This is a genomic window from Stieleria sedimenti, from assembly GCF_025060895.1.
GTDB lineage: Bacteria > Planctomycetota > Planctomycetia > Pirellulales > Pirellulaceae > Stieleria > Stieleria sedimenti.
The window spans coordinates 16,428-43,270 of record NZ_JANZKV010000011.1; the positions used below are offsets into that span (position 1 = coordinate 16,428).

The 26,843-nt window shown below is 59.2% G+C and carries 16 protein-coding genes; 7 read left to right on the top strand and 9 right to left on the bottom strand.

Annotation, left to right across the window (positions count from 1 at the left end):
- The first annotated feature begins 670 nt into the window (after window positions 1-670).
- Entirely contained in the window at window positions 671-2,341 is a 1,671-nt protein-coding gene (locus NZK35_RS01630; RefSeq protein ID WP_259630854.1) for a sigma-70 family RNA polymerase sigma factor, read from the top strand.
- Window positions 2,342-2,504: 163 nt separating this feature from the next.
- On the opposite strand, the gene preA is transcribed toward NZK35_RS01630, so the two are convergent.
- From preA to NZK35_RS01650, 4 genes are all read right to left on the bottom strand, one after another.
- Window positions 2,505-3,632, bottom strand: coding sequence for an NAD-dependent dihydropyrimidine dehydrogenase subunit PreA (gene preA / locus NZK35_RS01635; RefSeq protein WP_259630855.1), 1,128 nt, complete (start codon window positions 3,630-3,632; stop codon window positions 2,505-2,507).
- 107 nt (window positions 3,633-3,739) lie between these two features.
- A complete protein-coding gene (locus NZK35_RS01640) occupies window positions 3,740-5,116 on the bottom strand; it encodes an aspartate aminotransferase family protein (protein WP_259630856.1) in 1,377 nt (458 codons plus the stop codon).
- Window positions 5,116-5,271 (bottom strand): hypothetical protein, encoded by a 156-nt coding sequence (locus NZK35_RS01645; protein ID WP_259630857.1) that lies wholly within the window; start codon window positions 5,269-5,271, stop codon window positions 5,116-5,118. Before NZK35_RS01645 ends, NZK35_RS01640 begins: the two co-directional genes overlap by 1 nt.
- Before the next feature lie 16 nt (window positions 5,272-5,287).
- Window positions 5,288-6,160, bottom strand: coding sequence for a nitrilase-related carbon-nitrogen hydrolase (locus tag NZK35_RS01650; protein ID WP_259630858.1), 873 nt, complete (start codon window positions 6,158-6,160; stop codon window positions 5,288-5,290).
- 251 nt (window positions 6,161-6,411) lie between these two features.
- On the opposite strand from NZK35_RS01650, the gene NZK35_RS01655 reads away from it, so the two are divergent.
- Window positions 6,412-7,914, top strand: a complete 1,503-nt coding sequence (locus NZK35_RS01655) for a CoA-acylating methylmalonate-semialdehyde dehydrogenase (protein ID WP_259630859.1) — start codon at window positions 6,412-6,414, stop codon at window positions 7,912-7,914.
- Between the two features lie 42 nt (window positions 7,915-7,956).
- Here the strand turns inward: NZK35_RS01655 and NZK35_RS01660 are convergent, their stop codons facing one another.
- Together NZK35_RS01660 and NZK35_RS01665 are read right to left on the bottom strand one after the other, a co-directional pair.
- Complete coding sequence (locus tag NZK35_RS01660; protein ID WP_259630860.1) at window positions 7,957-10,107, bottom strand: WD40 repeat domain-containing protein; 2,151 nt, start codon at window positions 10,105-10,107, stop codon at window positions 7,957-7,959.
- 78 nt (window positions 10,108-10,185) lie between these two features.
- Entirely contained in the window at window positions 10,186-11,136 is a 951-nt protein-coding gene (locus NZK35_RS01665; protein ID WP_259630861.1) for a type II and III secretion system protein, read from the bottom strand.
- A 451-nt stretch (window positions 11,137-11,587) separates the two neighbouring features.
- On the opposite strand from NZK35_RS01665, the gene NZK35_RS01670 reads away from it, so the two are divergent.
- From NZK35_RS01670 to NZK35_RS34550, 5 genes are all read left to right on the top strand, one after another.
- On the top strand, window positions 11,588-12,202 hold the full coding sequence (locus NZK35_RS01670) for a DedA family protein (protein WP_259630862.1): 615 nt from the start codon (window positions 11,588-11,590) through the stop codon (window positions 12,200-12,202).
- 75 nt (window positions 12,203-12,277) lie between these two features.
- Window positions 12,278-13,555, top strand: coding sequence for a transaldolase family protein (locus NZK35_RS01675; protein WP_259630863.1), 1,278 nt, complete (start codon window positions 12,278-12,280; stop codon window positions 13,553-13,555).
- A 317-nt stretch (window positions 13,556-13,872) separates the two neighbouring features.
- Complete coding sequence (locus NZK35_RS01680) at window positions 13,873-14,082, top strand: dodecin (protein WP_259630864.1); 210 nt, start codon at window positions 13,873-13,875, stop codon at window positions 14,080-14,082.
- 111 nt (window positions 14,083-14,193) lie between these two features.
- Window positions 14,194-17,505 (top strand): amidohydrolase family protein, encoded by a 3,312-nt coding sequence (locus NZK35_RS01685; RefSeq protein WP_259630865.1) that lies wholly within the window; start codon window positions 14,194-14,196, stop codon window positions 17,503-17,505.
- 512 nt (window positions 17,506-18,017) lie between these two features.
- Complete coding sequence (locus NZK35_RS34550) at window positions 18,018-19,334, top strand: amidohydrolase family protein (RefSeq protein ID WP_259630866.1); 1,317 nt, start codon at window positions 18,018-18,020, stop codon at window positions 19,332-19,334.
- 61 nt (window positions 19,335-19,395) lie between these two features.
- Here NZK35_RS34550 and NZK35_RS01695 read toward each other — a convergent pair whose 3' ends face one another.
- The 3 genes from NZK35_RS01695 to NZK35_RS01705 all read right to left on the bottom strand — a co-directional run bounded on the left by NZK35_RS01695 (window position 19,396) and on the right by NZK35_RS01705 (window position 26,293).
- Entirely contained in the window at window positions 19,396-20,808 is a 1,413-nt protein-coding gene (locus NZK35_RS01695; protein WP_259630867.1) for a sulfatase family protein, read from the bottom strand.
- Between the two features lie 374 nt (window positions 20,809-21,182).
- Window positions 21,183-21,800 carry a Uma2 family endonuclease gene (locus NZK35_RS01700; protein ID WP_259630868.1) on the bottom strand — a complete coding sequence of 206 codons (618 nt, stop codon included), beginning with the start codon at window positions 21,798-21,800 and terminating at the stop codon, window positions 21,183-21,185.
- 170 nt (window positions 21,801-21,970) lie between these two features.
- The gene (locus tag NZK35_RS01705; protein WP_456115269.1) at window positions 21,971-26,293 is read right to left on the bottom strand and encodes a PVC-type heme-binding CxxCH protein; all 4,323 of its coding nucleotides are present in this window, start codon (window positions 26,291-26,293) and stop codon (window positions 21,971-21,973) included.
- Window positions 26,294-26,843: the final 550 nt, after the last annotated feature.

Genomic DNA, 26,843 nt, shown 5'->3' on the forward strand with positions numbered 1-26,843 from the left:
AGTCGTCGTGTTCGGCAAAGTCGATTCTTGGACAGCGCGTCGCAATGCGAGACTGCCTTTTGTGCAGCCTGTCTGAAATTTTTACACCCAAAACAGCCAGCGGCGCAAATATGGGCGAGACCCCGAAAAGGTTTTGGGGTTTCTAAGTTGTTGTCAGTAAACGGGTTGTGATGAAAATTCTAGGAAATTGTGACAGATCGCTTCAGAATTGGCCCCAAATTTCCTAGTAGGTGTCCTGGACGCAGGCAACCGCTGCCAAGCTCATCGAGTTGGAATAGTGGGAAAAAAAAACGACTCAAAGTGTCGGGTTTCCTCCCCAAGCAACGAGTGGTTTTTTAGAAACTCATTCAATCGAGGTGAACCGAGCGGCGGAGGCTCTCGTCCTACAGGCATCCGCATTTGTGGACGGCAACGTTTTTAACGACTGTTGTCCTGCGACTGTCATTTCGGTCGACATGGAGTCGGCGGGGAACTTGTTCTGGGGGTCAGGCCATCCGGTTTGACCAGACGTGTCGTGCCACGGCTCGACATTGAACCCTAGGCCAAGCGACCAATATCACCTGGAGGAGACAGGTGACCCCGGGCAACCGAGGCGATTGGACTGGGCGATCCGCCGGGATCGCATGGACGTTTGGCCAGTCTACGCCAATAGCGCTGGGAGACCACAGTGATGCACGACAATTACCGCGACCTAAAAATCAAAAATCTGCGCGATCAGCTTCGCTTCAATCAAAAAACAAAATTGATTGAGCAGGCCGCCGCTGCAGAAACACTGCTGAGCGAAATCGAAGAGGATCGAGAATATGCCTACGATTTTTTGTGCTACCGCATCACAAATTATCGCTCCGATCGACCCGGGCGGCACAACATCGCCTCCGCCGATTTGGCCCATGACCTGCGTTTGCTGATCGAAGATCTCAGCGAGTTGGCGGATTTGTCGGTCGAAGAAATTGCCGAACAGGTCCACACCGTTCAGGACCTCAGTCGCCAATTCAACGTGTCGACCAAGACGATCAGCCGTTGGCGCGAAGCCGGCTTGGTCAGTCGACGGTTGCTCTTCGGCGGCCGCAAACGCGTCGGGTTCCTCAACAGCAGCGTGGAACAGTTTGTGGCCCGTAACAAAGCCAAAATCCAGCGTGGAGAACGCTTCAGCCAGCTGACCGAAGATGAAAAAAGTGAAATCATCGAACGAGCCAGACAGTTGGTCGAAGGCGGGGCGGCCCTGGCCGATGTGACTCGCCTGTTGTCCGAGCAGATGGGACGAAGCGCCGAAACGATTCGTTACACGCTCAAGAACTTCGACGCAGACAACAAGTCGATCGCGATTTTCCCCAATCATCGCGGGATCCTGTCCGACGACGACAAACGGTCGATCTTCAATCAGTACCTCGGCGGTGTATCCGTCCCACAGTTGTGCCGCCGGTTCAAACGGACTCGTAACAGCATCCAGCGGATCCTGGTCGAAATGCGACGGCAACGGATCATGGAGCTGCCATTGGACTACATCTACAACGAAGACTTTGAAGCGGTCTCGCGCGAAGCGGAGTACCTGGGCGTCGAGCCGGAACCGGCCAGCGCGCCCCGGAAAGTCCGTGTGCCGAGCGATTTGCCCAGCTATCTCGCATCGCTGTACGACGTACCGTTGCTGACCCGCGAGCAGGAATATCATCTATTCCGAAAGATGAACTACCTCAAGCACAAAGCCAGTCGCTTGCGGGAGACGATCGGAACCGAGGCTGCCGGGAAGTCCACGGTGATGAACGAAATCGAGGCGTTGTACGAACAAGCGGTCAAGGTCAAGAACCGAATCGTCCAGGCCAACCTGCGTCTGGTCGTGTCGATCGCCAAACGCCACTTGGCCGGCAGCGACGATTTCTTCTCCTTGGTCAGCGACGGAAACATGTCGTTGATCCGCGCGGTGGAGAAATTCGACTACTCGCGGGGCAACAAATTCAGCACGTATGCGTCGTGGGCGATCATGAAAAACTTCGCCCGCACGATTCCGAACGAATTCAAGCACCGCGATCGGTTCCGTACGACGACCGAAGAATTGTTCCTCGCGCGACAGGACGAACGGGTCGATCCCTACGTGGAGGAATCGGCTCAACGCACCCGAAAACGCGAATTGTCTCGAATCCTCAACCGATTAGATGAACGCGAGCAGAAAATCATCTCTGCACGTTTCGGACTCGAGCGCGGCAGCGAACCGCTGACACTCAAGGAAGTCGGTGAAGAAATGGGCGTGACCAAAGAACGCGTTCGACAACTCGAAGCGCGGGCGTTGGCGAAACTTCGAACCGCCGCCAGCGAAAACAACATCGAAATTGATTTCGAGCAATAGTGGGGTAAGCTTCCAGCTTGCCGCTCGTCACGCACCGCGTGACGTACCAATCTTGTTCCCAGGCTCCGCCTGGGAACAAACGATTTTGCAAAACATGTGGGATTGGCGTCTTGCCTGTCGTGCCCCGGTTCTGACAGGCTGGAAGCCTATCCCACTGTGCATCCTAGCCGACCAAATCGTCCGACTGCTTGACGAACTCGTCTCCGTCCCAATTTTCGTCGGTCGTGATCCCGGCAGCCCGCTTCGCTTTGGCTTCCGCCTTCTCCGCTTTCGCCTCCGCCTGACGCCGGACCAGGTCCGCGTGGGTCGTGAAATAGGGCAGCGCTTTGCCCTTAAAATCATCCAGGGTTTCGAAGCCGTGCTTGTCCATGAACGCGAGCAACTGTTCCTTCATGGTTTCCACGAGCTTGTAGCCGTGTTTCATTACGCCGGTGCAGACTTGAACGGTGTCGGCGCCCAGCAAGAAAAACTCTGCGGCGTCCTCACCCGTCTCGATCCCTCCCAATCCTGAGAGGGTGCGTCTGGGGAATTCGTCGCGGATCAACGTGGCGATCTCCATGTTCATCCGCAGCGCGATCGGCTTGACCGCCTTGCAGGAATAGCCGCCCGGTGTCGTGTAGCCTTCGACCGTGGGCATCGGGCGGAGCGTTTCCAGGTCGACGCCAATGACGCTTCGAATCGTATTGATCGCGGTGATGCCGTCCAGGCCTGCAGCGAGGCACGCCCGCGAGGGGTCTTCGATCCGTGTGATGTTAGGCGTCATCTTGGCCCACACCGGCTTCTTGGTCGCGGCCCGCACCCAAGTACACACCTCGCTCAAGATATCCGGGTTTTCGCCCATCGCCGCACCCATTTTGCGTTCGGGCAATCCGTGGGGGCAGGAGAAGTTGCACTCGAACATGTCCACGCCGGCGGCTTCGCAACGCTCGATGATTTCGAACCAGGCGTCTTTGTTGAACTCTTCCATGATCGATGCGATCAAGACGTTGTCGGGATAAGCGTCTTTGACCCGTTTGTATTCATCGATCCACTGGTCGAACGACATCGTGGAAATCAGCTCGATGTTCTCCCAGCCGTAGGGTTCGCCGGAACTGTCCTTCAATCGTCCGTAGCGTGGCGCAACGTTGATGACCTTGGAGGCATCCAAGCTGACCGTTTTCGCGCATGACGCGCCCCAACCGTCGGCAAAGGAACGGCAGATCACCCGCGCATTGGTTCCCGGCGGTCCCGATCCGATCACGAACGGATTGGGGAATTTGATTCCATTGACAGTCGTTTCGAGCGTCGGCATCTCAGTCGTCTTTCAGTGTGGGGTAAGCTTCCAGCTTGCCATTGCAGTCACGTAGGTCACGCTGTGCGTGACAGCGAGCATGCACAGCATGCCCTACAAAATACAGCCTATTTCGCAATCTCTGTTAAACATTCATCGATTGTTGCCAGCAGGAACTGGGCGTCATCTTTGGTGAGACACATCGGCGGTTTGATCCGCATGGTATTGCCGAATAATCCGCCTTTGCCGAGGATCAAGCCGCGCCGTTTCGTCTGTTCCATCAGTTCGGCGGCCTCGGCCGAAGCCGGTGCTTTGGACGTTCGATTTTTGACCAATTCGACGCCCAGCATCAGTCCCATACCGCGGACGTCTCCGATCAGCGGGTGTTTCTCTTTCAGTTGCATCAGGCCATCGAGGAGAAAGTCGCCGATCATGGCTGCGTTGTCTTGAATTCCCTCGGCGTCGATCACTTCCATCGTCGCCAATCCCGACGCCATCGAAACGGGATTGCCGCCAAAGGTATTGAAGTGGACTCGATGGGTCATCGTCGACGCCACGGTCTCGGTGGCGGTCACGGCGGCCAGCGGGGCGCCGTTGCCGATCCCTTTGGCCATCGTGATGATGTCGGGCGTGACGCCCCAGTTCTGGTGCGACCAGTAGTGTTTTCCGGTGCGTCCGAATCCCCCTTGAACTTCATCGGCGATGCACAGGCCGCCGTGCTGACGCACGATGTCATACACGATCGAAAAGAATTCCGGCGGTGGCACGACCGCTCCGCCGACACCTTGGATCGGTTCACCGATGAAGCAAGCGATCTGGCCCGGCGTCTGGTACTCGATCACATTCTTGATGTCGTGGGCGCACTTCACATCGCAACTGGGATACTCCAGCCCCAGCGGGCATCGATAGCAGTAGCCGGGCACGCTGTGCGTGATGTTGGGTTGCGGGTTGCTGGGGAATTTCCAGGTCCCGTGCGCCGTCATGCCCATCGCGGTGGTGGTGCCGCCGTGATAGCCGTTGCGGAGTGCGACGACGTCTTGATTTCCCGTGAACTCGCGCGACATCAGCACCGCGATCTCATTGGCTTCGCTGCCCGAGTTGGTGAAATAGGTTCGGTCCAGCGGAACACCGGCGGGGTCGGACGGCATTTTGGACGCCAGCTTGGCGGCAAATTGGGCGATGGTCGGGTGCAGATAGATCGTCGTGGTGTGCTGCAGTCGGCCCGCTTGTGATTTGACCGCTTGGGCCACGTGGGGATGACAGTGCCCGACGCTGACCGTGACGATCCCCGCGAATGCATCCAAGTAGCGTTTTCCGGTCTCGTCCCACAGGTACTGCATGTTCCCTTCGACGATCATCAGCGGTTCCCGATAATACGTCAGCACGCCCGGGTTGACGTATTGGTGGCGCATCGCCAGCACTTCATCACGCGACGGGCCGTCGTAGGGTTCTGGCGTATGGCGGCACGGCGGCAATTGGACTTGGGGCAGATCGACGGGTGGCATCACGATGGCTCCGTGAAAGGTTCCTGCGGCTCCAGGCCGCGTTCTCGACGAGTTCCTGCATCGATGAACGTCGCTCGGACTGCTTCGGAGCCGCCGTTGGCGAAATAGTAGGGGACACTGATTCCCATCAACAACGCAATCGCAGCGGTGTCCATGCCTCTCCCACTTTTGCTACAACTCCGTGATCGCCCCGTAGGTCTCTGGGCGTCGATCGCGAAAAAATTGCCAGGTGTTACGGACTTCGCGGATCATGTCGAAGTCCATCTCTCCGATCACGATGTCCGTTTCGTCGCGTTTCTCACTCTGCGCGAACAACTGGCCGCGTGGGTCACAGAAATAACTTTGTCCGTAAAACTGGCCGATGTTCCAGGGTGCTTCGGTGCCGGGGCGATTGATCGCACCGACGAAGTACTGATTGGCGACCGCGTGGGCGGGCTGCTCGAGTTTCCACAAGTATTCGCTCAGGCCGGCGACCGTCGCACTGGGGTTAAACACGATCTCCGCCCCGCCGAGTCCCAGGCATCGCGCCCCGTCGGGGAAGTGTCGGTCGTAACAAATGTAGACGCCGACTTTTCCGATCCGCGTGTCGAAGACCGGATAGCCGAGGTTGCCGGGGCGGAAGTAAAACTTCTCCCAAAACCCGGGGCTGCAGTGCGGGATATGCATCTTGCGAAACTTGCCCAGGTACGAGCCGTCGGCATCGATCACCGCGGCGGCGTTGTAATAAACCCCCGTCAGGTCTTCTTCGTAGACCGGCACGATCATCACCATTTGATGCTTCTTGGCCAGTTCCATCATCAACTTCGTCGTGGGGCCGTCGGGAACCCGCTCGGTCATTTCGTACCACTTGGCGTCTTGTTCGGCGCAGAAGTACGGGCCGTAAAACAGTTCTTGTAAACAGCAGACCTGTGCGCCTTGGTCGGCGGCCTGGGCGATCAGATCGACGTGCAAGTCGATCATCGAAGCCTTGATCTTGTCCACCGGCGATGTCGCGGGTTCACAAAGCTTTGCCTGGATCAAAGCCCCTCGGACGATTCGTGCCATCGGTCAAATTTCCTCGTTGTCAAAAAGTGGGGTAAGCTTCCAGCTTGCCATGCAGCGGTGGGGGAATGCTTCCAACTTGCCATCCCCGGGACGACAGTCCGGAAGCCTATCCCACTTCGAACACGTCAACGCTAAGCTTAACAACATCGGGGCATTTTCGTGATACGACTTGAATCGGCAGGTGATCGGCACGTGATCGCCAGCCGATTCCACTCCCAATTCAACCGAACGCCAGCTCAACGGAATGCGTGATGAGTCCAGGAATACCGATGGCGAAGCTGCGGATCGGATCGAAATGGATGGATGGCGGAGCTGCAAACGTTTTCACGCCGGTGTTCAATCCGTCGACCGGTGAAATCATCGCAAGAACTCCGGTCGGCTCGGCTTCCGACGTCGATGCCGCCGTGGCCGCGGCCGGCGATGCCCTGCCCGAGTGGGCTGAAACCCCGGTCGTCGAGCGTGCTCGCGTGATGTTCGCCTATCGCGAGTTGATTGCTCGTCACTTTGAGGAATTGGCACGGCTGGTCACTCGCGAACACGGCAAGACGTACGGAGAGGCCCGTGCGGAAGTCCAACGCGGACTGGAAATGGTCGAATTCGCCTGCAGCGTTCCCGTGATGCTCTCCGGCGACACGTTTCCGCAAATCGCCGAAAGCGTGGATGGTGAAACGAATCGACATCCCGTCGGCGTCTGTGTGGGAATCACGCCCTACAATTTTCCCCACATGGTTCCGCTGTGGATGTTTCCGATCGCGATCACGTGCGGAAACACGTTCGTGCTCAAACCCAGCGAGAAGGTGCCGCTGAGTGCAATCCGATTGGTGGAGTTATTGGTCCAGGCGGGACTTCCCGACGGGGTGCTCAATCTGGTCCACGGCGGCAAAGTAGTCGTCGACGCGCTGCTGCAACATCGCGGCGTCGCGGCGGTGTCGTTCGTCGGTTCGACATCGGTCGCCAAGCACGTGTACCAAGTCGGAACCGCGGCGGGGAAGCGGGTGCAGGCTGCCGGCGGAGCCAAAAACCATTTGATCATCATGCCCGACGCCGATGTGGACCAGTCTTCCAAGGCGCTCGCCGCGTCGGCATTCGGCTGTGCCGGTCAACGATGCATGGCCGGTTCGGTCGCGATCGCAGTCGGATCAGCCGCGGAACCGTTGCTCGATCAATTGGTCGGTTTTGCCGGCAATCTGAAAGTCGCACCGACCGACAACAACGACGCAGCCGAGATGGGACCGGTGATCAGCGCCGACCATCGCGATCGTGTGGCAGGTTATTTGGAAACGGCCGAGCGAGCGGGGGCCAAGGTCGTTTTAGACGGACGCCAAGTGGATGCCGGTGACGCCTTTCTGCTCGGTCCCAGCGTCGTCGATCAAGTCACCACGGACATGCCGCTGTGGAAAGAAGAAATCTTTGGGCCGGTGTTGTCGGTCGTCCGCGCCGATTCGTTGCAAGAGGCGCTGGCGATCGGTAAGTCCTGTCCGTTCGGAAACGGCGCCTCGATCTTCACCAGTGACGGATATGCGGCACGCGAATTTAAACGTCACTTCAACGCCGGCATGATCGGAATCAATGTCGGCGTGCCCGCGCCGATGGCGTGGTTGCCGTTTACCGGTTGGAACCAATCGTTCTTCGGCGACCTGCACATTCAAGGCACCGAAGGCGTTCACTTTTATACCCGCCAAAAGATGACACTCACCCGCTGGTTCGAATCGGCCAGCGAGTCCCATCACGACCCGGTCTGGAAGTCGAAGTAGCCCGCGGCCCAGCGCAGTGAACGCCGCCTGTGACGACTTGTTTCACCTGCGATACAGCAGGGGCTTTTCGTCCTGGTCGATCAGCACCATTTGTCGATCCCCTGTCAACGCAATGTCCTTCAACTGGCCCCGCACTTTCATCAGGGGCTTCAGGTTCTCGCCACGCTGCCTTCGCTCATAGGCGGGGACGAATTCGGTCGCCGGTGACCACCGCGACAGCTGGCCACCACGATCGCTGACCAACCAATCATCACCCAGTCTGCCGTGCACCGAGTGTGATCTCAATTCGTCAATGACGCGTCCAGAGTCGATGTCGTAGACCACCACGCGGAACAAATGGCCGACGATCATTCGCATCCCGTCCGCGGAGAAGAATACACCCGGGTGTTCCGAATCGAGCGAACCTTGGGTTTCCACTGTTTTCAGCGCACGTTCGTCTTCAGGGTCCCAGATCACGATGCGGTCGGTTTGTGCCAGCGCGATGCGTCCGCTTCGCTCGTCGATGTCGATGGCTTGGATCATCGAGATCCGGACGTTGCCGGTTCGTCGTGCGAGTTCGGCCAATTCGACCACACGCTCTCGCGAACGAACATCGTAGATTCGAAGTGCATCCTGTTCGGCCACCAAAAGTTGTCGGCCATCCTCCGAAAAACGAACACATCGGGATCGACGATCAATGTTGGTGGGCCATCGAGATTCCCCCGCGGGATCGGCATAGCCGGCAAGCGGACGGCCGTCGTTCACCGACCAGACCTCCGTCGTCAATCCCTGACCGACCAACGCGATCAACGATCCATCGGGCGACAAGTGAATGTCATGAATCGAACGCGTTTTAGGCTCGAATGCTGTGATGCATTTCCCGTTGCTGACATTCCAGACGTGAACGTATTTACCGACGGCCGCGATCCTTGAACCGTCTGACGAAGCGGTGACCAGTGACCAAGCCAAAACCGAATCGGCAGAAGACTCGGGACCGGGCCGCGAAGCAATCGCGTCCTGGCTGGGGAGGTGCCAAAGGCGTGTTCCGTTGTTGAATCCGACCGTGATGACGCCCTTCTGCCCACCAAGGCCGCTGATCCAATGTGCGGTCTCGTGGTGCCCGATGACACGAGTCGACCCTGTGTCACGGTCCCAGATCAGTATTTCTTCCTCGCCCGTCAAGACACTGAATCGATTGCTGTCGTCGAATCGGTCCAAGGCGATCACGCGTCGAGGACCGGTATGAAGATTCCCTTTTTCCACAAACTGACCGGTTCGGGCGGACCAGGTTCGCACGGTTCCGTCGGTCAATCCGATGATCCAATCTCCGTCCGGGCTGGGGGCGACGAGCGTCGGTTGCTCGGCAAGCGGAAATCGCACCCGCTGTTGCAGTGACGAGGTTTCGTAAATCGAAATTGCTTGCGTCTCCGCGATGGCGATGAATGCTCCGTCGTCACTGACGTTTGCATCGACCACCGTGACCCCATCAGGGACCAATGGATGCCACTGCTCGCTACGTAGATCGATCCAATGGGCATTCGGGATGTTACGTCCTTCCGGTGTGCGCTCGCCGACCGCCACGAATCGCTGGCCGTCGGGGTGGAATGCGATCCGATCCGCGTTGATGCTGCGATCGGTGGGAATCGGTACCAGAGAGTCGTCGGCAATCCGCAACAACTTCATCGGACCGTAGGGAGAACCGAATGCGAGAAGCTGACCACCGGGAGAATAGGTTGCGCTGGTGAAAAACGTGTCGTCGGCCGATGGATCGATACGCCGTGTTTCCATCAGCGTGGCGGTTTCCAAGTCCCACAACTGAACGTTCCGTCCGCGAGGGCTGGCGAGAATCGGCTTGTTCGGATGTGCGGACGACCGGCCACCGGCAGCCACAAGCAATCGAAACGGTTTCTGCTCTGCCCCCGGCGCTTGCAAATTCAGTCGCCAGTTCTGTTGCCCACCCGGTTGAGAAACCTCGGTCGACGGTACAACCAGATCGGGTTTCGGTAGATCTGGCAGGGGCATGGCCAATGGCGAGTCGGCGACTGGAGGATTCTCCCTGGCGGGACCAGCCGGAGTCACGCGATTCGTCGCAACGGCATCCGGTCGCATTGTTGCGACATCACCGCGGAAGTACGAACGGCACAGCGGATACGCAAAAGGAAACGCAACGAGCAAACTCACCAACACGATTAAGAGTTTCGCGGTGCGCGACATGTGGTGGTTTCCGCCGATTGTCTTTCCATGTCGAGGAATTGCGGCGCTGGTTGTCGATTGGTTCCGTCGCGAATTCCGTTACAGCCGTTTCGCTTTGAGCAACACGATTGTGTTCATCGTAACCGCTTTCGGTTCGGCCTGCTTGAATGTCTTTTGTAGGTAGGGAAGGTTCGACAGGATCGGTGTCCCCGCGACAGCGTCGGGTCGATCGGTGGACTGAAAGTACGGATCGAGCAGCAGCGTTTGCTTGGGCAACAATCTTGCCGTCGCGGTCGCCTGTCGCACTTCATGGCTGGGCACCTGGATTGTCTTTTGCCCTTCGCCGACACCGTAGATGTGGTGCTGCCTTACATCGGCCACTCGTGAATGTTGGATCTTGGTCCGCACCTTCAACGCTTCGCCGTCGACCTCGCCCAGGACCGTCACGTCGGTGCCTTCGCTGAGTACGTGGATGCCGGTTTGCACCGCGACCTGTCCATCGTGCTCGACCTCCTGCAGGTCCGACAGAAACGGCCGTTGCACTTGCTGTTGCAGCGAGGCGGCTTGTCCATCGCCGGCGATGATGTTCGGACGCGCGAGCACCTTGCTGTGATCGCTCTCTTTCGCCAGCCCATAAAGTCGCTCGACTTGATCGGGACTGATCACGGCCGTGGAGACAATGCTGCTGGTCGTCACGGTGTGTCGGCTGCCGAGGTCGAGCTCACCATCGGCCATTACCTCGGCGGACGGGTCGGTCACCTGTGTGATCTGCGTCTGTACGTTCTCGTCACCCAGTTCAGCGTAAATCTTGTCGCGTGTTTCTGAATCAACCGACAGGATTTGAACTTCAAACTTGATTTGACCCTTGGCAGCGGTGAAGGACGTTTTCTGCAGCGCCCGCGAAGCAACCGTCCCGCTGCCGACCGCGTGAATCACCTTGCCGTCGGCGAACGGTCCCGAGTCCGTGACCGGCGGATCCGCACCCGCCGCCGTGCAAACTCCGAGGGCGACAACGTACGCAAGGCTAGCAATCCGGCTGAGAGACATCATTTCTTCCAAGGCGAGGCGGTTGGTGGCGAAGCGACTGCAACCGAGCCCATACCAAACCGAGCGTCGGTAGCGGAAGATCCGTTTGTCGAACAGGTGTCGAGACGGTCAATGGGGTGCGTCACCGGCCAACGGGTGCTCCGAAATCGACCATGCCCCCCTGCCACGCTCCGCGGCTTTCCCGCAGTCACTCTGACGCGATTCCAGTGCCCAGGCTTTCGGGCCATACCGCTAGGTGAAGCGTCGATGCGTCGGGGAGTGGCCCGTAGGCTCGCGCCAAACGGCTGATCATCGTTTGGGATCAGCCGGTTCGCGCCAGCGTCCGGCCCTCCCCGCTAGCGTTCATTTGGCGGTTTGGGGCTTTCCAGCGACGCTCTCACGCCAGAACGCGATTCCGGATCGGCATTTCATTTGCAACGCCTACAGTTTGGGTCTCTTTCGAGGAAAAACGGGTATGAGCGACTGGATTCACGACATGCTTGATCAGTTCGGGCTTATCGGCGTCGGACTGATGATGCTGGCGGAGAACATTTTTCCACCCATCCCGTCGGAGGTCGTGATGCCATGGGCTGGCTACGCCGTCAGTCAAGGTGACCTGTCCTTCGTGGGCGTGGTCACGGCGGGTAGCGTCGGTTCTTTCCTCGGCGCCCTGCTGTGGTACCTCTTTGCGAGATGGTTGGGACAGGAACGATTGACCGCGTGGGCGCAACGACACGGTTGGTGGTTGACCCTTTCCCGTTCCGATATCGAACAGATGGACAAATGGTTCGAACGCTGGGGGCATTGGGCAGTGTTTAGTGGTCGAATGATCCCGGGATTGCGGACACTGATCAGCGTGCCCGCGGGATTTGCCGCCATGCCGATCGGGAAGTTCTGTCTGTACACCGCACTGGGAACGGTGCTTTGGACGGCGTTGCTCGCCGCCTTGGGGTGGTGGTTGGCTGATCATTACGAGCAATTGGTGGCACCGTTGAGCTGGGTCAGCACTGCCGTTGTTGCCAGTCTATTTATTTGGTGGCTGGTCCGGTTCGTCAAAGACGGGTGGGTCCGGCACGTCGCCAAACCGTGACGAGACGCTTTGTTTGCAACCTCGCCGATCCAAAACTCTCCATCTGAAACGATTTAACCATAGGAGCCAATGAGCATGTCAAACCTAGACACGGCCAAATCAATCGAAATCATCTCCCCCGATTCTCCGCAGGTCGAGCGTATCGCTAACTTTGTCCACGATGGCATCGACCTGGATTCGCCACCGCGCGCGGTTCAGCCGAGTTCGTTCTGGCAGCGAATCAACGGTGCCGAAACGTCGCTTTGGATCGATAGCGGTGATATCGAGTCGATCGATTCGCTTTGGAACGAACAGTTCAGTGGGCTCACGACCAACAACACGTTGTTGAACCGCGAGATTCAAAATGGAATCTATGACGACCTCATTCCGTCGGCTCAAGACGTGGTTGGCAACCTGTCCGAACAAGCGTTGCTGCGCGAGATCGCATTCATCCTGAATGTCCGACACGCGTTGCGGTTGGTCGAGCGGTTTCGTTGCGACGTCAGTGTCGAACTTCACACCGATGTCGCCAACGACACCGAAGCGACTTTGGCTTATGCGCGACGCTGTCATCAGATCTGTCCCGAATATTTTATCGTCAAGGTGCCGCTCACCCCCGCAGGCCTGATCGCGATCAAGCAACTCCGTGATGAAGACATTCGCGTCAATTGCACGCTCGGGTTCAGCGCCCGGCAGAACTACGTCGCCACGGCACTCTCGCGGCCGTCGTTCGTGAATGTGTTTCTGGGGCGATTGAATTCATACGTCGCTGAAAATCAGTTGGGCGACGGAAATCTGGTCGGGGAGAAAACGACGCTGGCCAGCCAAGGCGAAGTCGCGACGTTCACCCGCGGCTTGCCACGGACCGACACGCAACAGATCGCCGCCAGCCTTCGCGAGGCTTCGCAGCTGCCGCGTCTAGCCGGTGTCGATGTGATCACGATGCCTCTGAAAGTCGCGCGTCAGGCGGAACAGACACTGCAGGATCCTTGGCAATCTCAACTTCATGACACATACGATGTCCATCTCGATGACAAGGTTGATTCCGAAACGGTGCAATTGGAAAAGTTATGGGCGGTGCGAAAGATCGAGCGGTCCTTCGTGCAGAAGGCGATTCTCTCACCCCCGAAGGATGGCAATGAGTTGAGATTGATGGCCGCTGATTACGATCTGGAGGACCTGTTCCCGGTGATGGCGGACGAGGAGCTGAGCACGATTGCCGACGACGGAAAGATTCCCAACCACCAACGCTGGCAGGATCGCATCCTCCGTGGCGACATCGCAATTGACAGCCTGATGACCTTGGCGGGGCTGGCGTCGTTTGCCGACGCCCAGGCAAAACTCGATCGACGGATTTCAGAACATCTGCGTTGACTGGCACAAAGGCGGACTGCAAAAGGGGCCTGACCCGAATGGCACGGGCATAAGCATGGGTGTGCAGGCGAAAGCCCAATACCGCTGAGTTAAGCTCGAAGGGGCGGCCGCTCGCGCTGGCGCGANNGTTTGACGCCAGCCTACGGGTCCCAGTTCTGGGCAAAACCGCGTTAACTTAGCGGGATCGAGCCGCTTTCGTCCGGAACGTTCATTCGTGTATGCCGATTGCAGTCCTGACCGCTCGAATGCTCTAATAGAACGCATGACGGTGTCGTTTAGGACATGGTCAGCTAACCCCTAACGAAGGAGACACATCCATGCCAGGTCATGTCTACAAAAAGATCGAGATCACCGGGACGTCCAAAACATCCATCGAAGACGCCGTGGCGAATGCGATCGCTCAGGCGGGCAAGACCGTGCGTGAGATGCGTTGGTTTGAAGTCACCGAAACCCGCGGTGACATCATCGAAGGAAAAATCGGTCATTGGCAAGTCACCGTCAAAATCGGCTTCACGCTCGAACAGTGAGCGGGGGGCCAAAAAACAGATAGCCTGTAGAGTCTGTCATCTCAGCATCGGACAACAATCGAGCTACAATGGGCGGCTGCCTGCCAACCCGACCCGCCGCCTGTGTGAACCATGATGCTGCGTCAACGCGTTTTCCTGTCCACCTGTTTTCTGTTCTTGATCGCGATTTCGGCTGCGGTCGCGCAAGATCCCGGCGACGCCCGCCCCGTCGTGGGGCTCCGTGAAAATCCACCGGATCGTGTGTTTTTGAAGGGCGCCCGCGTTGTCGTTCAGCCCGGTCAGGTTTTGGAATCGGCGTCGGTCTCGATTCAGGGCACGTCGATCGTCGCCGTGGGCACCGACATCACGCCTCCAGCCGCCGCGCTCGTCATCGACTGCACCGGCAAAACGATCTACGCCGGATTGATTGATGGCTATGGGGAAGTGGACACGCCGGAGCCGCCGACCGGCGGCACCGGCCACTGGAACGGGAACGTCCTGCCGCGCCGCGCTGCCGCAGCGGCGATCCAGTCGGTCTCGAATGTCGCGGCATCGAGAACGCAAGGCGTCACGATGCGGTTGATCGCACCCCGGGGCGCGATCGTGAAGGGGTCGAGTTGTTTGGTGTTGCTCGATGGAACCAGTCGCGTCAGTCTGTTTGATGGTGACGTCGCGCAGCACCTGCAACTGACCGTGCCGCGCGACAAACGCCGCGACAGCTATCCGAATTCACCGATGGGCGCGATCGCGCTGCTGCGTCAAACGTTGGCCGACGCGGAGTGGTACACGCGGCTCTGGCAAGCGTACAACGCCAAACCCGAATTGCCGCGACCGACCCGCAACGACGACCTGGCCCGTCTGGCCGGCGACCGAAACGGCGGTCTGTTCATCATCGATGCGCCCAACGAACGGATGGCTCTGCGAGCCGATCAACTTGCCGACGAGTTTTCGCTCGATCTGGTGATCCGCGGATCGGGGCGGGAGTACCGCGACTTGAACGCGATTGTCGATGCCGGCCGACCGCTGTTGGTTCCCGTCGACTTTCCCGACGCACCGGATGTCAGCTCCGAAGCGGCCGCCGATGATGTGACGTCGTTGGAATTGATGCACTGGCATTTTGCCCCTGAAAATCCCACCTTGCTCGCCGCGGCCGGTGCGACGTTTTGTTTGACTTCCGACGGGTTGGACGACCCCAAGTCGTTCCTCACGAACATCCGTGCGGCGGTTGATCGCGGTTTGTCGCGCGATGCCGCCTTGGCCGCAGTCACGACCACACCCGCGCGATTGTTCGGCGTCGACGATCTGGTCGGTCAAGTACGCGTCGGATCGCTCGCTAACCTGGTCGTGACCGAGGGGGACTTGTTCGACAAAGACGGCAAGGTCTTGGAGACTTGGGTGGCGGGAAAACGATTCGAACACGACGCTGCGTCCGACCCGGATCCCGATGCTCTGGTCGGCAACTGGAAAACGAACCTCAGGGTCGATGGAAAACGGTTCCCGATACGTTTGGAATTGAAGCGGGAAAAGAATAAATGGTCCGGCAAAGTGGTCAGCGAGAATCCGCCCCAAACGCAATCGGCTGACAACGCATCAAAGAAAAAGAGCGATTCTGACGCAAAGAAAAAAGACGCAAAGAACAGCGAGAAGGAAGACGGAAAGAAAAACGAAGAGAAAGAAGATGAGGCCTCGGCAAAGCTGAACAAGGTCACACGCGCGGTCGATCGCTTGACCGCTTGGGTTGACCTGGGTGGTGCCGACGATCGATTGCCCGACGGACCGACACGGATCACCATCGTCAGTGTCGCCCAATCGGATGCGTTGACCGTGTTTTCGACCCTGACGCTGCCCGATGGCGCGTCGCAAACGCTGGACTGGCAGCGTGCCGAGTTGCCAGAGCCCGATGCCGCGGAGTCGGACGAAGATGATCAGAAAGGCGATCAGGAGGACGAGGCGAGCGATGATTCCGATGAGTCGAAATCCGAGGCGGATCAAGGGGACGATTCGATCCTGGATGAAATCGCCATCACGCATCCGCTCGGCGGACTCGGGGTGACCGAGCCCGTGCCTGTTGCAGCCGCCGTTCTGTTTCGCGGCGCCACCGTATGGACCTGCGGTGACCGCGGCGTGCTTGACAACACGGACGTGTTAGTCATCGAGGGCGAGATCACTGACATCGGGGTTTCGCTGAAACCGCCCAAAGGGTGCGTGATTGTCGATGCCCGGGGCAAACACCTTTCGCCGGGGTTGATCGATTGCCACTCGCACATGGCCACCGACGGCGGTGTCAACGAATCGGGGCAGGCGGTGACGGCAGAAGTTCGCGTCGGCGACTTCATCGACAACAGCGACATCAACATCTACCGTCAACTCGCCGGAGGATTGACGACGTCGAACATCTTGCACGGATCGGCCAATCCGATCGGCGGGCAAAACCAAGTGATCAAGTTACGTTGGGGCGACGGCATGCAGGCGATGAAGTTCGCTGAGGCCCCGGCGGGCATCAAATTCGCGCTCGGGGAAAACGTCAAACGCAGCAATCGTTCCGAGTCTCCGACTCGCTATCCGTCCAGCCGCATGGGTGTCGAACAGTTGTTCCGGGACCGATTTCTGGCCGCCCAAGAATACGACGAACAACATCGACGTTGGCGCAGCGGCCGACGCGACGGGTTGCCACCGCGGGTGGACTACGAACTCGAAGCGGTGGCAGAAATCCTCCGCGGCGAACGTTGGATTCATTGCCATAGTTATCGCCAGGACGAGATCGTGGCGTTGTTGGATTTGCTGGACACGTTCGACGTCACGATCGGAACGTTGCAACACATTTTGGAAGGCTACAAGGTCGCCGACCGTATGAAACAGCACGGTGCGATGGCGTCGGCGTTCTCGGACTGGTGGGCGTATAAGTTCGAAGTCTACGACGCGATCCCTTACAATGGCGCGATCATGCATGACGTCGGTATCGTCGTTTCCTTCAACAGCGACGATCGCGAACTGGCGCGGCATTTGAACACCGAAGCCGCCAAAGCGGTCAAATACGGCGGTGTGCCGCCGCAAGAGGCACTGAAATTTGTGACGCTCAATCCGGCCAAACAGTTGCGGATCGATGACCATGTGGGTTCCATCGAAATCGGCAAAGACGCCGACCTGGTCGTCTGGAGCGGGCCGCCGCTGTCGACGCTGTCGCGCTGCGAGCAGACGTGGGTCGACGGCCGGATGATGTTTTCGTTGGAACAGGATCGCCAGCGTCGCCAGCGTGATGCGAGGTGGCGCTCGTTGCTGATCGGGAACATACTCGACAAAGATTTTGGACGGTCCAATGGCGGAGGCGAAGAGGCCGAAGAAGAAGATCGATGGTTGCGATATGACGAGTTTTGTCACGGGCACGACCACGACGACGAACAAGACCAACACGCCGGACACAACCATGGAGGAGTGCAACAATGAATCATCGCAACTCATCGCGCGGCGACGCCTCCCGAGACACTTTTTCCTTGTTCCCAGCCTCCGTCTTGCGCCGTGAACGATTTGTTAGCGGCAGGGCGCGAGCCCTCCGGTGTGTTGGCAAAGATGCGGGACCGGAGGGCTTGCGCCCTGCCGCTAAAACCTCGTCAAACGCAGGAAACAGATCGTTCATGGCGTTGGTCTCCGCCTTGGAGCCCACTGTCATGGAGGCTCCCGCCTCCAGGCCGCCATCGGTGCGTGGCGGGAGCCACAACAGCGTTGCGTTGCCAGGAAGTCACCCTCCCGTGTGCGGGAGGGTCGAGCGCAGCGAGGGGAGGGTTTCCGACATTGATGCTCCATCGTTGCGACCTACTTTGGCGTCGCAGCAACCCTCCCCGCGTCGTCGCACACTCCTCCGCGACCCTCCCAGAGGGAGGGAGACTACAACTTCGTTGATGAACGGATCGCTCAACTTAGTGCTCGGAAGGGCGAGCGAAGCAAATGGAGGTCGAACGGTGAATCGCCACTCACCGATCCACCGTCTGGCGACGGTCGCTGCGATGATCCTTTGCTTCGCCAGCACCGCCGCCGCCCATGACCAAATTCCCGGTACACCGCAAACCGAACCGATCGCCCTGGTCGGCGGGACGATTCATCCCGTCGATGGCCGCCGAATCGAAAACGGCACCGTCGTCTTTGACCAAGGCAAGGTCACCGCGGTGGGGAACAAGGTGGCGTTGCCGAAGGGATGCCAGACGGTCGATGTCGCCGGCAAACACGTCTATCCCGGGCTGATGGAATCGCTGTCCAACATCGGGCTGGCCGAAGTCAACGCGGTGCGTTCCACGATCGATACCGACGAGGTCGGAAACGAAAACGGAAACCTCCGACCCTGGGTCGCGGTCAATGCCGACAGCGAATGGATCCCGGTCGCCAGGGCCGGAGGCGTGCTGCTCGCGTCGATCGCGCCCAAACGCGGGGACATCCGCGGTCAGTCGGGCGTGATTCAGTTGGACGGATGGACGTACAAGGACATGCTGCTCAAGGGCGATACCGGGCTGGTGGTCGACTGGCGCGGCTACGATTCACGCAAAAGCAACGAAGCGGATCGGGCCAAGGAACGCGATGAACGATTGAAACGACTTTCGGATCGGTTGGAGACCGCGGCTCGCTATGCCATCGCCAGACAGGCACGCCCGGATGCGACACCGACGGATTTGCGACTCGAAGCGTTGGTGCCGGTGCTGGAAGGCACGACGCCGATGATCATCGACGCCGATTCGCGACGTGAAATCGAGGCGGCCGTTTCGTTTTGCGTTGCACGTGGGATCCGACCGATCATCTATGGCGGCTATGACGCACCGCTGTGTGCGGCGATGTTGACGAAATACGATGTGCCGGTGATTGTCCACGCGACGTATCGATTGCCACTGCGACGCCATGATCCCTATGACCATCCCTACACGCTGCCACGCCGGTTGATGGACGCGGGGATCCGTTTTGCGATCGGTGGTGCGGGAGCGGGAAGTCCCGGCGGCGGAGCGGCAGCCAGAAATTTGCCGTACCATGCCGCCGTCGCGGTGGCATACGGGCTGCCGGCCGATCAAGCACTCCGCGCGATCACCTTGTCACCGGCGGAGATCATGGGTGTGGGCGATCGCGTCGGATCGATCACGGTCGGCAAAGACGCCACGTTGATCGTCGTCGACGGCGATGTCTTGCAGACCGAGTCCAACGTCACCGCGGCCTACATCGCCGGTGCGGAAGTCGACCTGGGCAGCAAACACAAGACGCTGGCGGAGAAGTATCGCCAAAAGTACCAGCGGCCGTGATGAAGCGTGGGAGCGAACAGTTGCCCGGGAACAAGTGGAATGCTGTCACGCACAGCGTGACCTACTTGCGCCACGGTTCTCTCGCGTTGCCGGTGATTTCGGCGTCCAGTTCTTCCATGCGGGAACGCATCGAAGCGACCAGTTCTGGTTTTTCCTCCGACAGGTTGGTTTGTTCGCCGATGTCTTGTGACAAGTCGAACAACAAAATCTCCGGCGGCGGCACTTGGGCGTTCGGTCGATTGCGTGGCGGACGATTCTGCTTGACCAGCAGTTTCCATTTGCCTTTCCGCAGGCCTTCGATCGCGCCTTGCGACGTGTAGTACAGGTACTCCTCTCGCGGCGTTTGGTCCCAGGTTCCGGTCAACAGTCCCGAGACGTCCATGCCGTCGATCTTGCGGTCTTTGGCAAGTGGCGATTCGGTGATCGCGGCGATCGTGGGCAGCAAGTCAATGGTGCCGACAAGCTCGTCGCATTCGGTTCCGGCGGGGATGCGGCCGGGACCCCACATCACGCAGGGCACCCGTTGGCCGCCCTCGAACGTCGTACCTTTGCCGGCCCGCAACGGTCCGGCCGAGCCGCCGTGGTTTTTGAATTGTAACCAGGGACCGTTGTCGGACGTGTAGATCACGTAGGTGTTGTCGGCCAAATCGAGTTCGCGAATCGTGTCCATCACCCGTCCGACTTCGGCGTCGATGTGCTCGATCACGCAGGTGTAGGCGTTTTGCGGATCGGGGTCATACGCGTCCGCGGGGACGTACAACGGGATGTGCGGCATCGAATGCGGCAGGTACAGGAAGAACGGGGCGTCTTTGTTCGCTTCGATGAATTCGACCGCTCGGTCGGTGTAACGTCGGGTGACGGTGCGTTGATCGACCGGCAACTCGACGATCTTTTCGTTTTCCATCAGCGGCGTGTTCCACAACGTGATCGCGCTTTCCTGGTTCTTCCACAATTCGTCTGACGGCACCCTGGGCTTGCCCTTGTTGTCGGGATGGTTCATGTCGTTGGAGTAGGGGATCCCCAAGTAGGTGTCGAACCCGTTTTGTTGTGGCAGCGTTTCGGGATGATGCCCCAAGTGCCATTTGCCGAAGCAGGCCGTCGCGTAGCCCTGGGCTTTCAGATGATCGGCGATGGTGTGCTCGGTCGGATTCAGCCCCTTGGTCGACGCGGGGAACAGGACGTGCTGGTGCATTCCGACGCGTTTGGGATAACATCCGGTCAGCAGGGCGGCCCGAGACGGAGTGCAGACCGGGGAGGCGACCATGAAATTGGTGAACCGTCGGCCTTCGGCGGCCATCCGATCGATGTTCGGCGTTTTGATTTTGGTCGAGCCGAAACAGCCCAGGTCGCCGTAGCCCTGGTCGTCGGCGAAGATGATCACAAAGTTCGGTTTGGCGTCCGCCGCAGAGAGACAACGCGGCAGGAACAAGGCAAAGCAAATCAGCGCAAAGCGGATCGCGGTGACACGGAGCATGGTTCGTTCTTGGAGGGCGGGAGGTTGGATGGCTGCACCTGGATCGCGAGGTGCGAGTGAAAGGATCCAACAGGATATACGAAATCGCGGGGATGAGTGGGCGGTCCAGGTGCCGGCGCGGGGCCTCAGCGGGCTGTTGATTGATTCGGGATCTGCTGAGTCAATGGTGAGCCGCCGGCCGTAAGGCCTCGGGCGGGCACCAGAATGCCCGGCCGCCTACGCGTCACGGCTCACTCAATCAACAGACCGTCAGCTAGTGGCGGGCGGTTGTGTTTGGTCCCGTCACGCGCCGCTCGCTGACGCTTCCCGCTGGGATGTGCCGCTCGCTGACGCTTCCCGCTGGGATGGGGGATGCTCGTCCATGACGGATCGCGTCACCAGATCTCGTTCATCGGGACCCGCACCTCGGGATCGATCGTCGGGCAGAGCGGATCCGCAGCCGGCTGCATTTGATAACCGCCTGATTGCAGGACCCACTGTTCAATCAGGTGCTCAAACGGGTCGGCGATCCAGTATTCCGTCACCCCGACTCGCTCGTAGAGTTGCTTCTTTAGCTTTCGATCGTTGTCCGAGCTCGATGGCGAAACAATCTCGACGATCAGATCCGGTATGCCCTTGATCTTGGTCGGAGTGATCATCTGGGTTTTGGCGTTAAGAATGACGACCAGATCCGGCTGGACGATGTCGTGTGCCGTCAATTGAACATCAACGGGAGCATCAAAAACGAGCCCCTTACCTGCCAGTTCGAATTGGGTGTAAAGCTGATACTGCAGTCGCTTGGAGACGGTTTGATGATACGTGCTCGGAGCAGGATACACGTAGTGGTCTCCATCGATGATTTCGTGACGGCGGCCATCATCGGGAAAACCCACGTAATGTGCATAGCCCAATTTGCCGGGTGTTTCCGTTTGAAACGACATCCAGAGTTCCACTTGTTTCGTGCTGTTGATCGGAATACCGACGATCTTACTCTCGCCGAGTTGGCGTCGCAAACCAATCGGAATCTGTTGTGGCTTGGAATCTGTCGACGGTTTCGGGGTGACCCTCCCCTCGCTTCGCTCGACCCTCCCTGCCTGGGAGGGTGACTTCAAGTGGGAGCATGAGAGTATGCTGTCAGGTATCGTTGATCCTGGAACGACAGGACTGGAAGCCTATCCCACTTTTAATGCTTGGCGTCCGGCGACTCGACGGTCACGGCCATCACGATGGGCGCGGAGTTGTCGGGGCCTTTGACCAGTTCGATCGTGTCGATCACGTCGTGTCGCTTCGGCGTGACGGCCAGATAACGGATCTGTTGTCCGCCGAGGGCAAATGCAAACTCGCTCTCGGGGACGTCGACGCGTCGAATGTAATCGGCAAAGTGGACACCGTTGACCAGTTCATGGTCTTCGGTTTCACCGCCCGCATACCGCAATCGCACGATCATCGACACCGTCTTGCGGCGATCGTAGGGGAAACTCCAACCGCCGACACCGCTCAGCAAGTGGATGGCTTTGGCGGGGCTGTTGCACGGTATCGAAACCGACTTGGGCATCTTGGGCGGCAGGGGGCCGTTGGGGCCGTGCAGCAAGATGATGTTCGGCTTGGTTTTGCCGAGCGGATCGGTCAACAGGAAAGGAACGTCCTTGAACGTCTTCGGTTTCCAATCGGAAAAGACCATTCGGTCCGGGCCGTTGTCGGACATGCTGAACAGCCCCTTGGTGCTGACCGCGGTGGCGAATTTATCCAGGGGTAGCGGAACGAACTGGCCCCGTTGCGTGAGGAATTCCAACAAGTCGGTCATCGATTCGGGGGAGATCGATTTCTCGAATCCTTCGGGCATGATCGATTTGGTCGACATCCGCAATTGTTCGATGTCTTCCCGCAACACGCTCTTCTTCTTGCCTTCGGTGTCGATCAGCTCGACGGCCGTCCGCGATTCGGACGCCAGCATCCCCGTCAGCACGATTCCATCGACGCTCAGCAAGCTGTACGCCCTGAAGTTCCCTTCGACGTTTCGGCTGGGGTCGAGGATGTGCGTGAGCAATTCCTTCTTGGGGTGGACCGCCATCCCGGTCAGATTGGGACCGATCGCGACGCCGATATCACCGTGGACATGGCACTTGGAGCAATGTTCTTTGAAGACCGCCAGTCCCTTGTCCGCGTCGCCACTACGCTCGGTCGTCACGAGGTATTTGTCGAGGACCTGTTGTCGATCGGCGTTGGGCAGCGAGCCGCCTTGTTCAAACAGTTTCTGGGCGCGGCGTCGCAATTGACGGTCCGGGTGCGCCGCGAGCGATTGTTTTTGATCGAGTGCCAATTCATCCAATGACACATCACCCGACTCGGCGGCGTCCAGCAGCGCGGCGGTCGACGTGGGTCGCTTGAGCAATTGCGAGAACGTCGCCTTTTTGAGCGCCGGCGTCATGGTGGCGAGACGGTCGACCAGCTCGACACCGACCTCCTCCCAACGGCTCTTTTCCAAGGCCGCGATGATTCCCAGTGAAACCGAGGGCGGTGTTTGCGGAGTCACTTCGTCGAGCAAGTCCATCACGACGTCTCCGTCATCCTGCATGAATTCGACCAACTGGGACGCGGCAGCGACTCGGTCTGCTTCGTCAGCCTTCGAATCACGAACGACGTTCAGCAATCCGTCGGCGATCTCTTTGCCGTAGCGTGAAAATCGTTTGCTGCCCCAGCGGGTTGCCAGTCGCACCAGCAAGCCCTTGGATCCCGGCGAAACGCGATCGACCAATTTCTCCAAGTCGGCTTCGACGGTGTCGTCGAGCGCGACCGTTTGTCCGGGTTTCCAGCCTTGACTGAATCCTTGCAATACGGCCTCGACGACGGCGGGATCGGCGGCGTTGAGTGCGGCGAGCAATTCGGCCGCATCCTCGTTGTCACCGCCGCGGGCGTGGTGTTCGCTGACGATCGTGATCAGCTCGATGGCTTGATCGGACAGCTCGGCGACGGACGCCAACGATTTCAGAAACGGACCGCTGCTGTTGGCCGCGGCGCTGGTCAACGCATCGCGTGTCCAGCGGTCGGCCATCGAGACCGGATGGGTGAGCACCGCCGTCAGCGCTGTTGCGGCATTCGATTTGGTCGGCAAGTCAGACAACGCCAACAACGCGGCGACACGCACATGGGCGTCTCGATCGGCGAGCAAATTGGCGTCCAGGATCGCTTGGGTCGAGTCGATCGACGAGGGCAGCACGGCGACGGCGTTACGCCGCACTCCGGCCGACGGGTGCCTGAGCGCGGAAACAACCGCTCGGTTGGCGGCCGCATGGCCACCGTTGAGCAAGTCCAGACCGTGCATCGTCCAAAGCGCATGGATCGCGCCGACGTTCAAGCCAATCTCATCCACCTGACGGTCGCTCACCAGTTCGATCAAGCCGTCAGCGACATCGCGCTGGCCGCGTTCGACCAACAACCGCTGGGCGTGTTTGCGAACCAGCATGGTCGGGTGGGTCAGCGCGGCAACGAGTCCGGCCGCATCGGCTTTAGACAGATCGGGTACGGGGGCTCCCGCAGAACCATCCGGAACGACGCGGTAAATACGACCGTGCTTTTTGTCTCTCAGTTCAGTTTCATACGCACGGCCTTTGCCGGTTTTGAAACCTTCCGGCGTCGGGTTGTGCTGCACGATGTAGTTGTACCAGTCGATCACCCAGACATGGCCATCGGGGCCGACTTCGGCCATGATCGGAGCGGTCCATTCGTCGTCGCTGGCCAGCAGATTGAAAGGGCTGGTCGATTGGAAATCGCTGCCCTCGCTACGCAACACGAACGAGCCGACCAGGTGTCCGGTCGGACCGTTGACGAAGGCGACACGGTTCCAGTACTCGCGGGGGTATTCGCGGGCGGTATACAGGGCGTGACCGGCGCCGGCGGTGTATCCGCCGTGATGATCGACCTGCCGCACCTTGTCAGTGATCGGTTGAAAATCATTGGTGTCGGCGATCGACTGCAGTGTCAGCGACGGCGTCCAGCCGCGGACGCGTTCGTAGTACCGGTTGGGGATCGGCATGAACACACTCGGGCAGCCGTTGGCCGTCGAACCGAAAATCAACCCCTCTTCGCTGATCCCCAGTCCCCACGTGTTGTTGTTGGTCGAACGGATGAACTCGATTTCGCTTCCGTCGGGACGCATGCGAAAGAATCCCATCCGAAACCGCTCGGTCTGACCACCCGCGACGGGCTGGGAATTGTTGTACCCCTGCATCGCCCAGATCCAGTTGTCCAGACCATATTGGAAGTTGCTGACACCGCCGTGGGTGTCGCCGAGATCCCATCCGGAAACCAACACGCGACGCTCGTCCGCCCGGTCGTCTCCGTCGGTGTCTTTCAAGTAAAGCGTCTCGACCGCGTTCTGGACGATCACGCCACCGCGCGAAAACGCGATGCTGGTCGGAATGCTGAGGTTTTCGGCGAACACCGTGAACGTGTCGGCCCGGCCGTCGCCGTCGCTGTCTTCGCAGATGCGGATGCGATCGCGCCCCATCCCGGGCGGTTGCAGTTCGTTGGGATAGTCCATGGTTTCGGCGACCCACAACCGTCCACGCTCATCCCACGCCATGCAGATCGGTTTGCCGCCGAGTGTCGGCTCGGAGACGAACAGTTCGACGTGAAAGCCTTCGGGGACCACCAGGTGTTGCATCGACGCTTCGGGAGCGAGCGGTTTTTGCATCAAATTCAGCGGTTTGCCCTGAACGCCCCATTGCTTCGATGGCGTGTAGTTGGGGATCTGGCCACCGACGTCGACGTATTCAAATTCCGCCGCGTCGTCGGGGATCTTGGTCATCGCGGGGACGGGAAAGGCTTGATCGGCCAGGTAGGTGCCGGCTGCCGATGGATCCTGTTTCGCCGCCCAGCGGATCCCGCGTTCGACCAAATTCTGGAATCCGGGGTTCGTCCAAGTCCGCGAGTCGTGTCCCCAAGCGGTATAGAAAACGCGGCCTTGTCCCTCGGTCCGAATCCAAGTCCACGGTTCGCGACCTTCGTCGTCGATGCGATACTCCAAGACGGTGCGGTTGGTGTCGTTGTGCAAATGATGCACGTAGGTCTCATCCCAGCTCTGGAACCCGCCGTATCCCTTCATCAGTTCGTGGTTCGGCGCGGCGACTTCGGATCGAAAGACGCCGGTGCCGTGACGTTGGAATTGGGCGCCCATCAAGGCGACGATTTCGGGGGCGTTGCGAAAGCAGTACGTCGCGCAGTGCAGCGGTACAAACCCGCCGCCGCCGCGGACGTAATCCAAGATGGCGTCGGCCTGGTCGGGAGCGATTTCGTCAATGTTGGCATAGACCGCCAACACGTCGTATTGATCCAACTTGGACGACGTCAAATCCGACATTTGGTCGGTGTACGTCATCGCGATGCCGCGGGTCCGCAAGACCGGTTCGAGTTCGCGGAAACGGATGCCGGGTTGATGGTGTCCGTTGTCACCGAGAAACAGCACCTGGATGTCGTCGCCGTGGGACGACTGGCCCGGCAACAGCATCACGCCGGTGATCAGAAGGCTGAAGAAGGACGTCAGGGTTTTCATGGGCTGTGGGTCAACCTGCTTGGGGAATTCGCAGTGACTGGATTGGGAGGCGCGAGGAGAGAGGACCGTGAGGTCCCTACAGTGTAGGCGCCGCCGCCGCGGAGGGTATGTATTATTGCGCACTGGTCCTGTGGTATTTTACGTTGGGGGGGGTGTGCCGCTGCGATCGGCTCCGCCACTTAGATCGACATCCCTTGGGCGGTACTGGGCAAACCATCGGGGCGTTGCCCTTATCGGGGATGCCCGGCCTGTCGGACTGGTTTAGGTCAATGAACGGGGCATTGCCCGCATCCGTTGGGCGCGTTGTTTCTTAACGGGCCAACGGCCCTGCAGCTTGCCTAGCCCAGCCCAACGGGCCGGGTTGAATGTGCAATGGGGTCGAGAGGGCCGAAGGTCCGGCCGTTTGATCCGCCTTCTCCTCGGTCAAATCAAACGGTCGGGCCGTTGGCCCTGCAATTTTCGTTTGGTGCTGGTACCCAGCCCGTTGGGCCGGGCTAGGTAAACG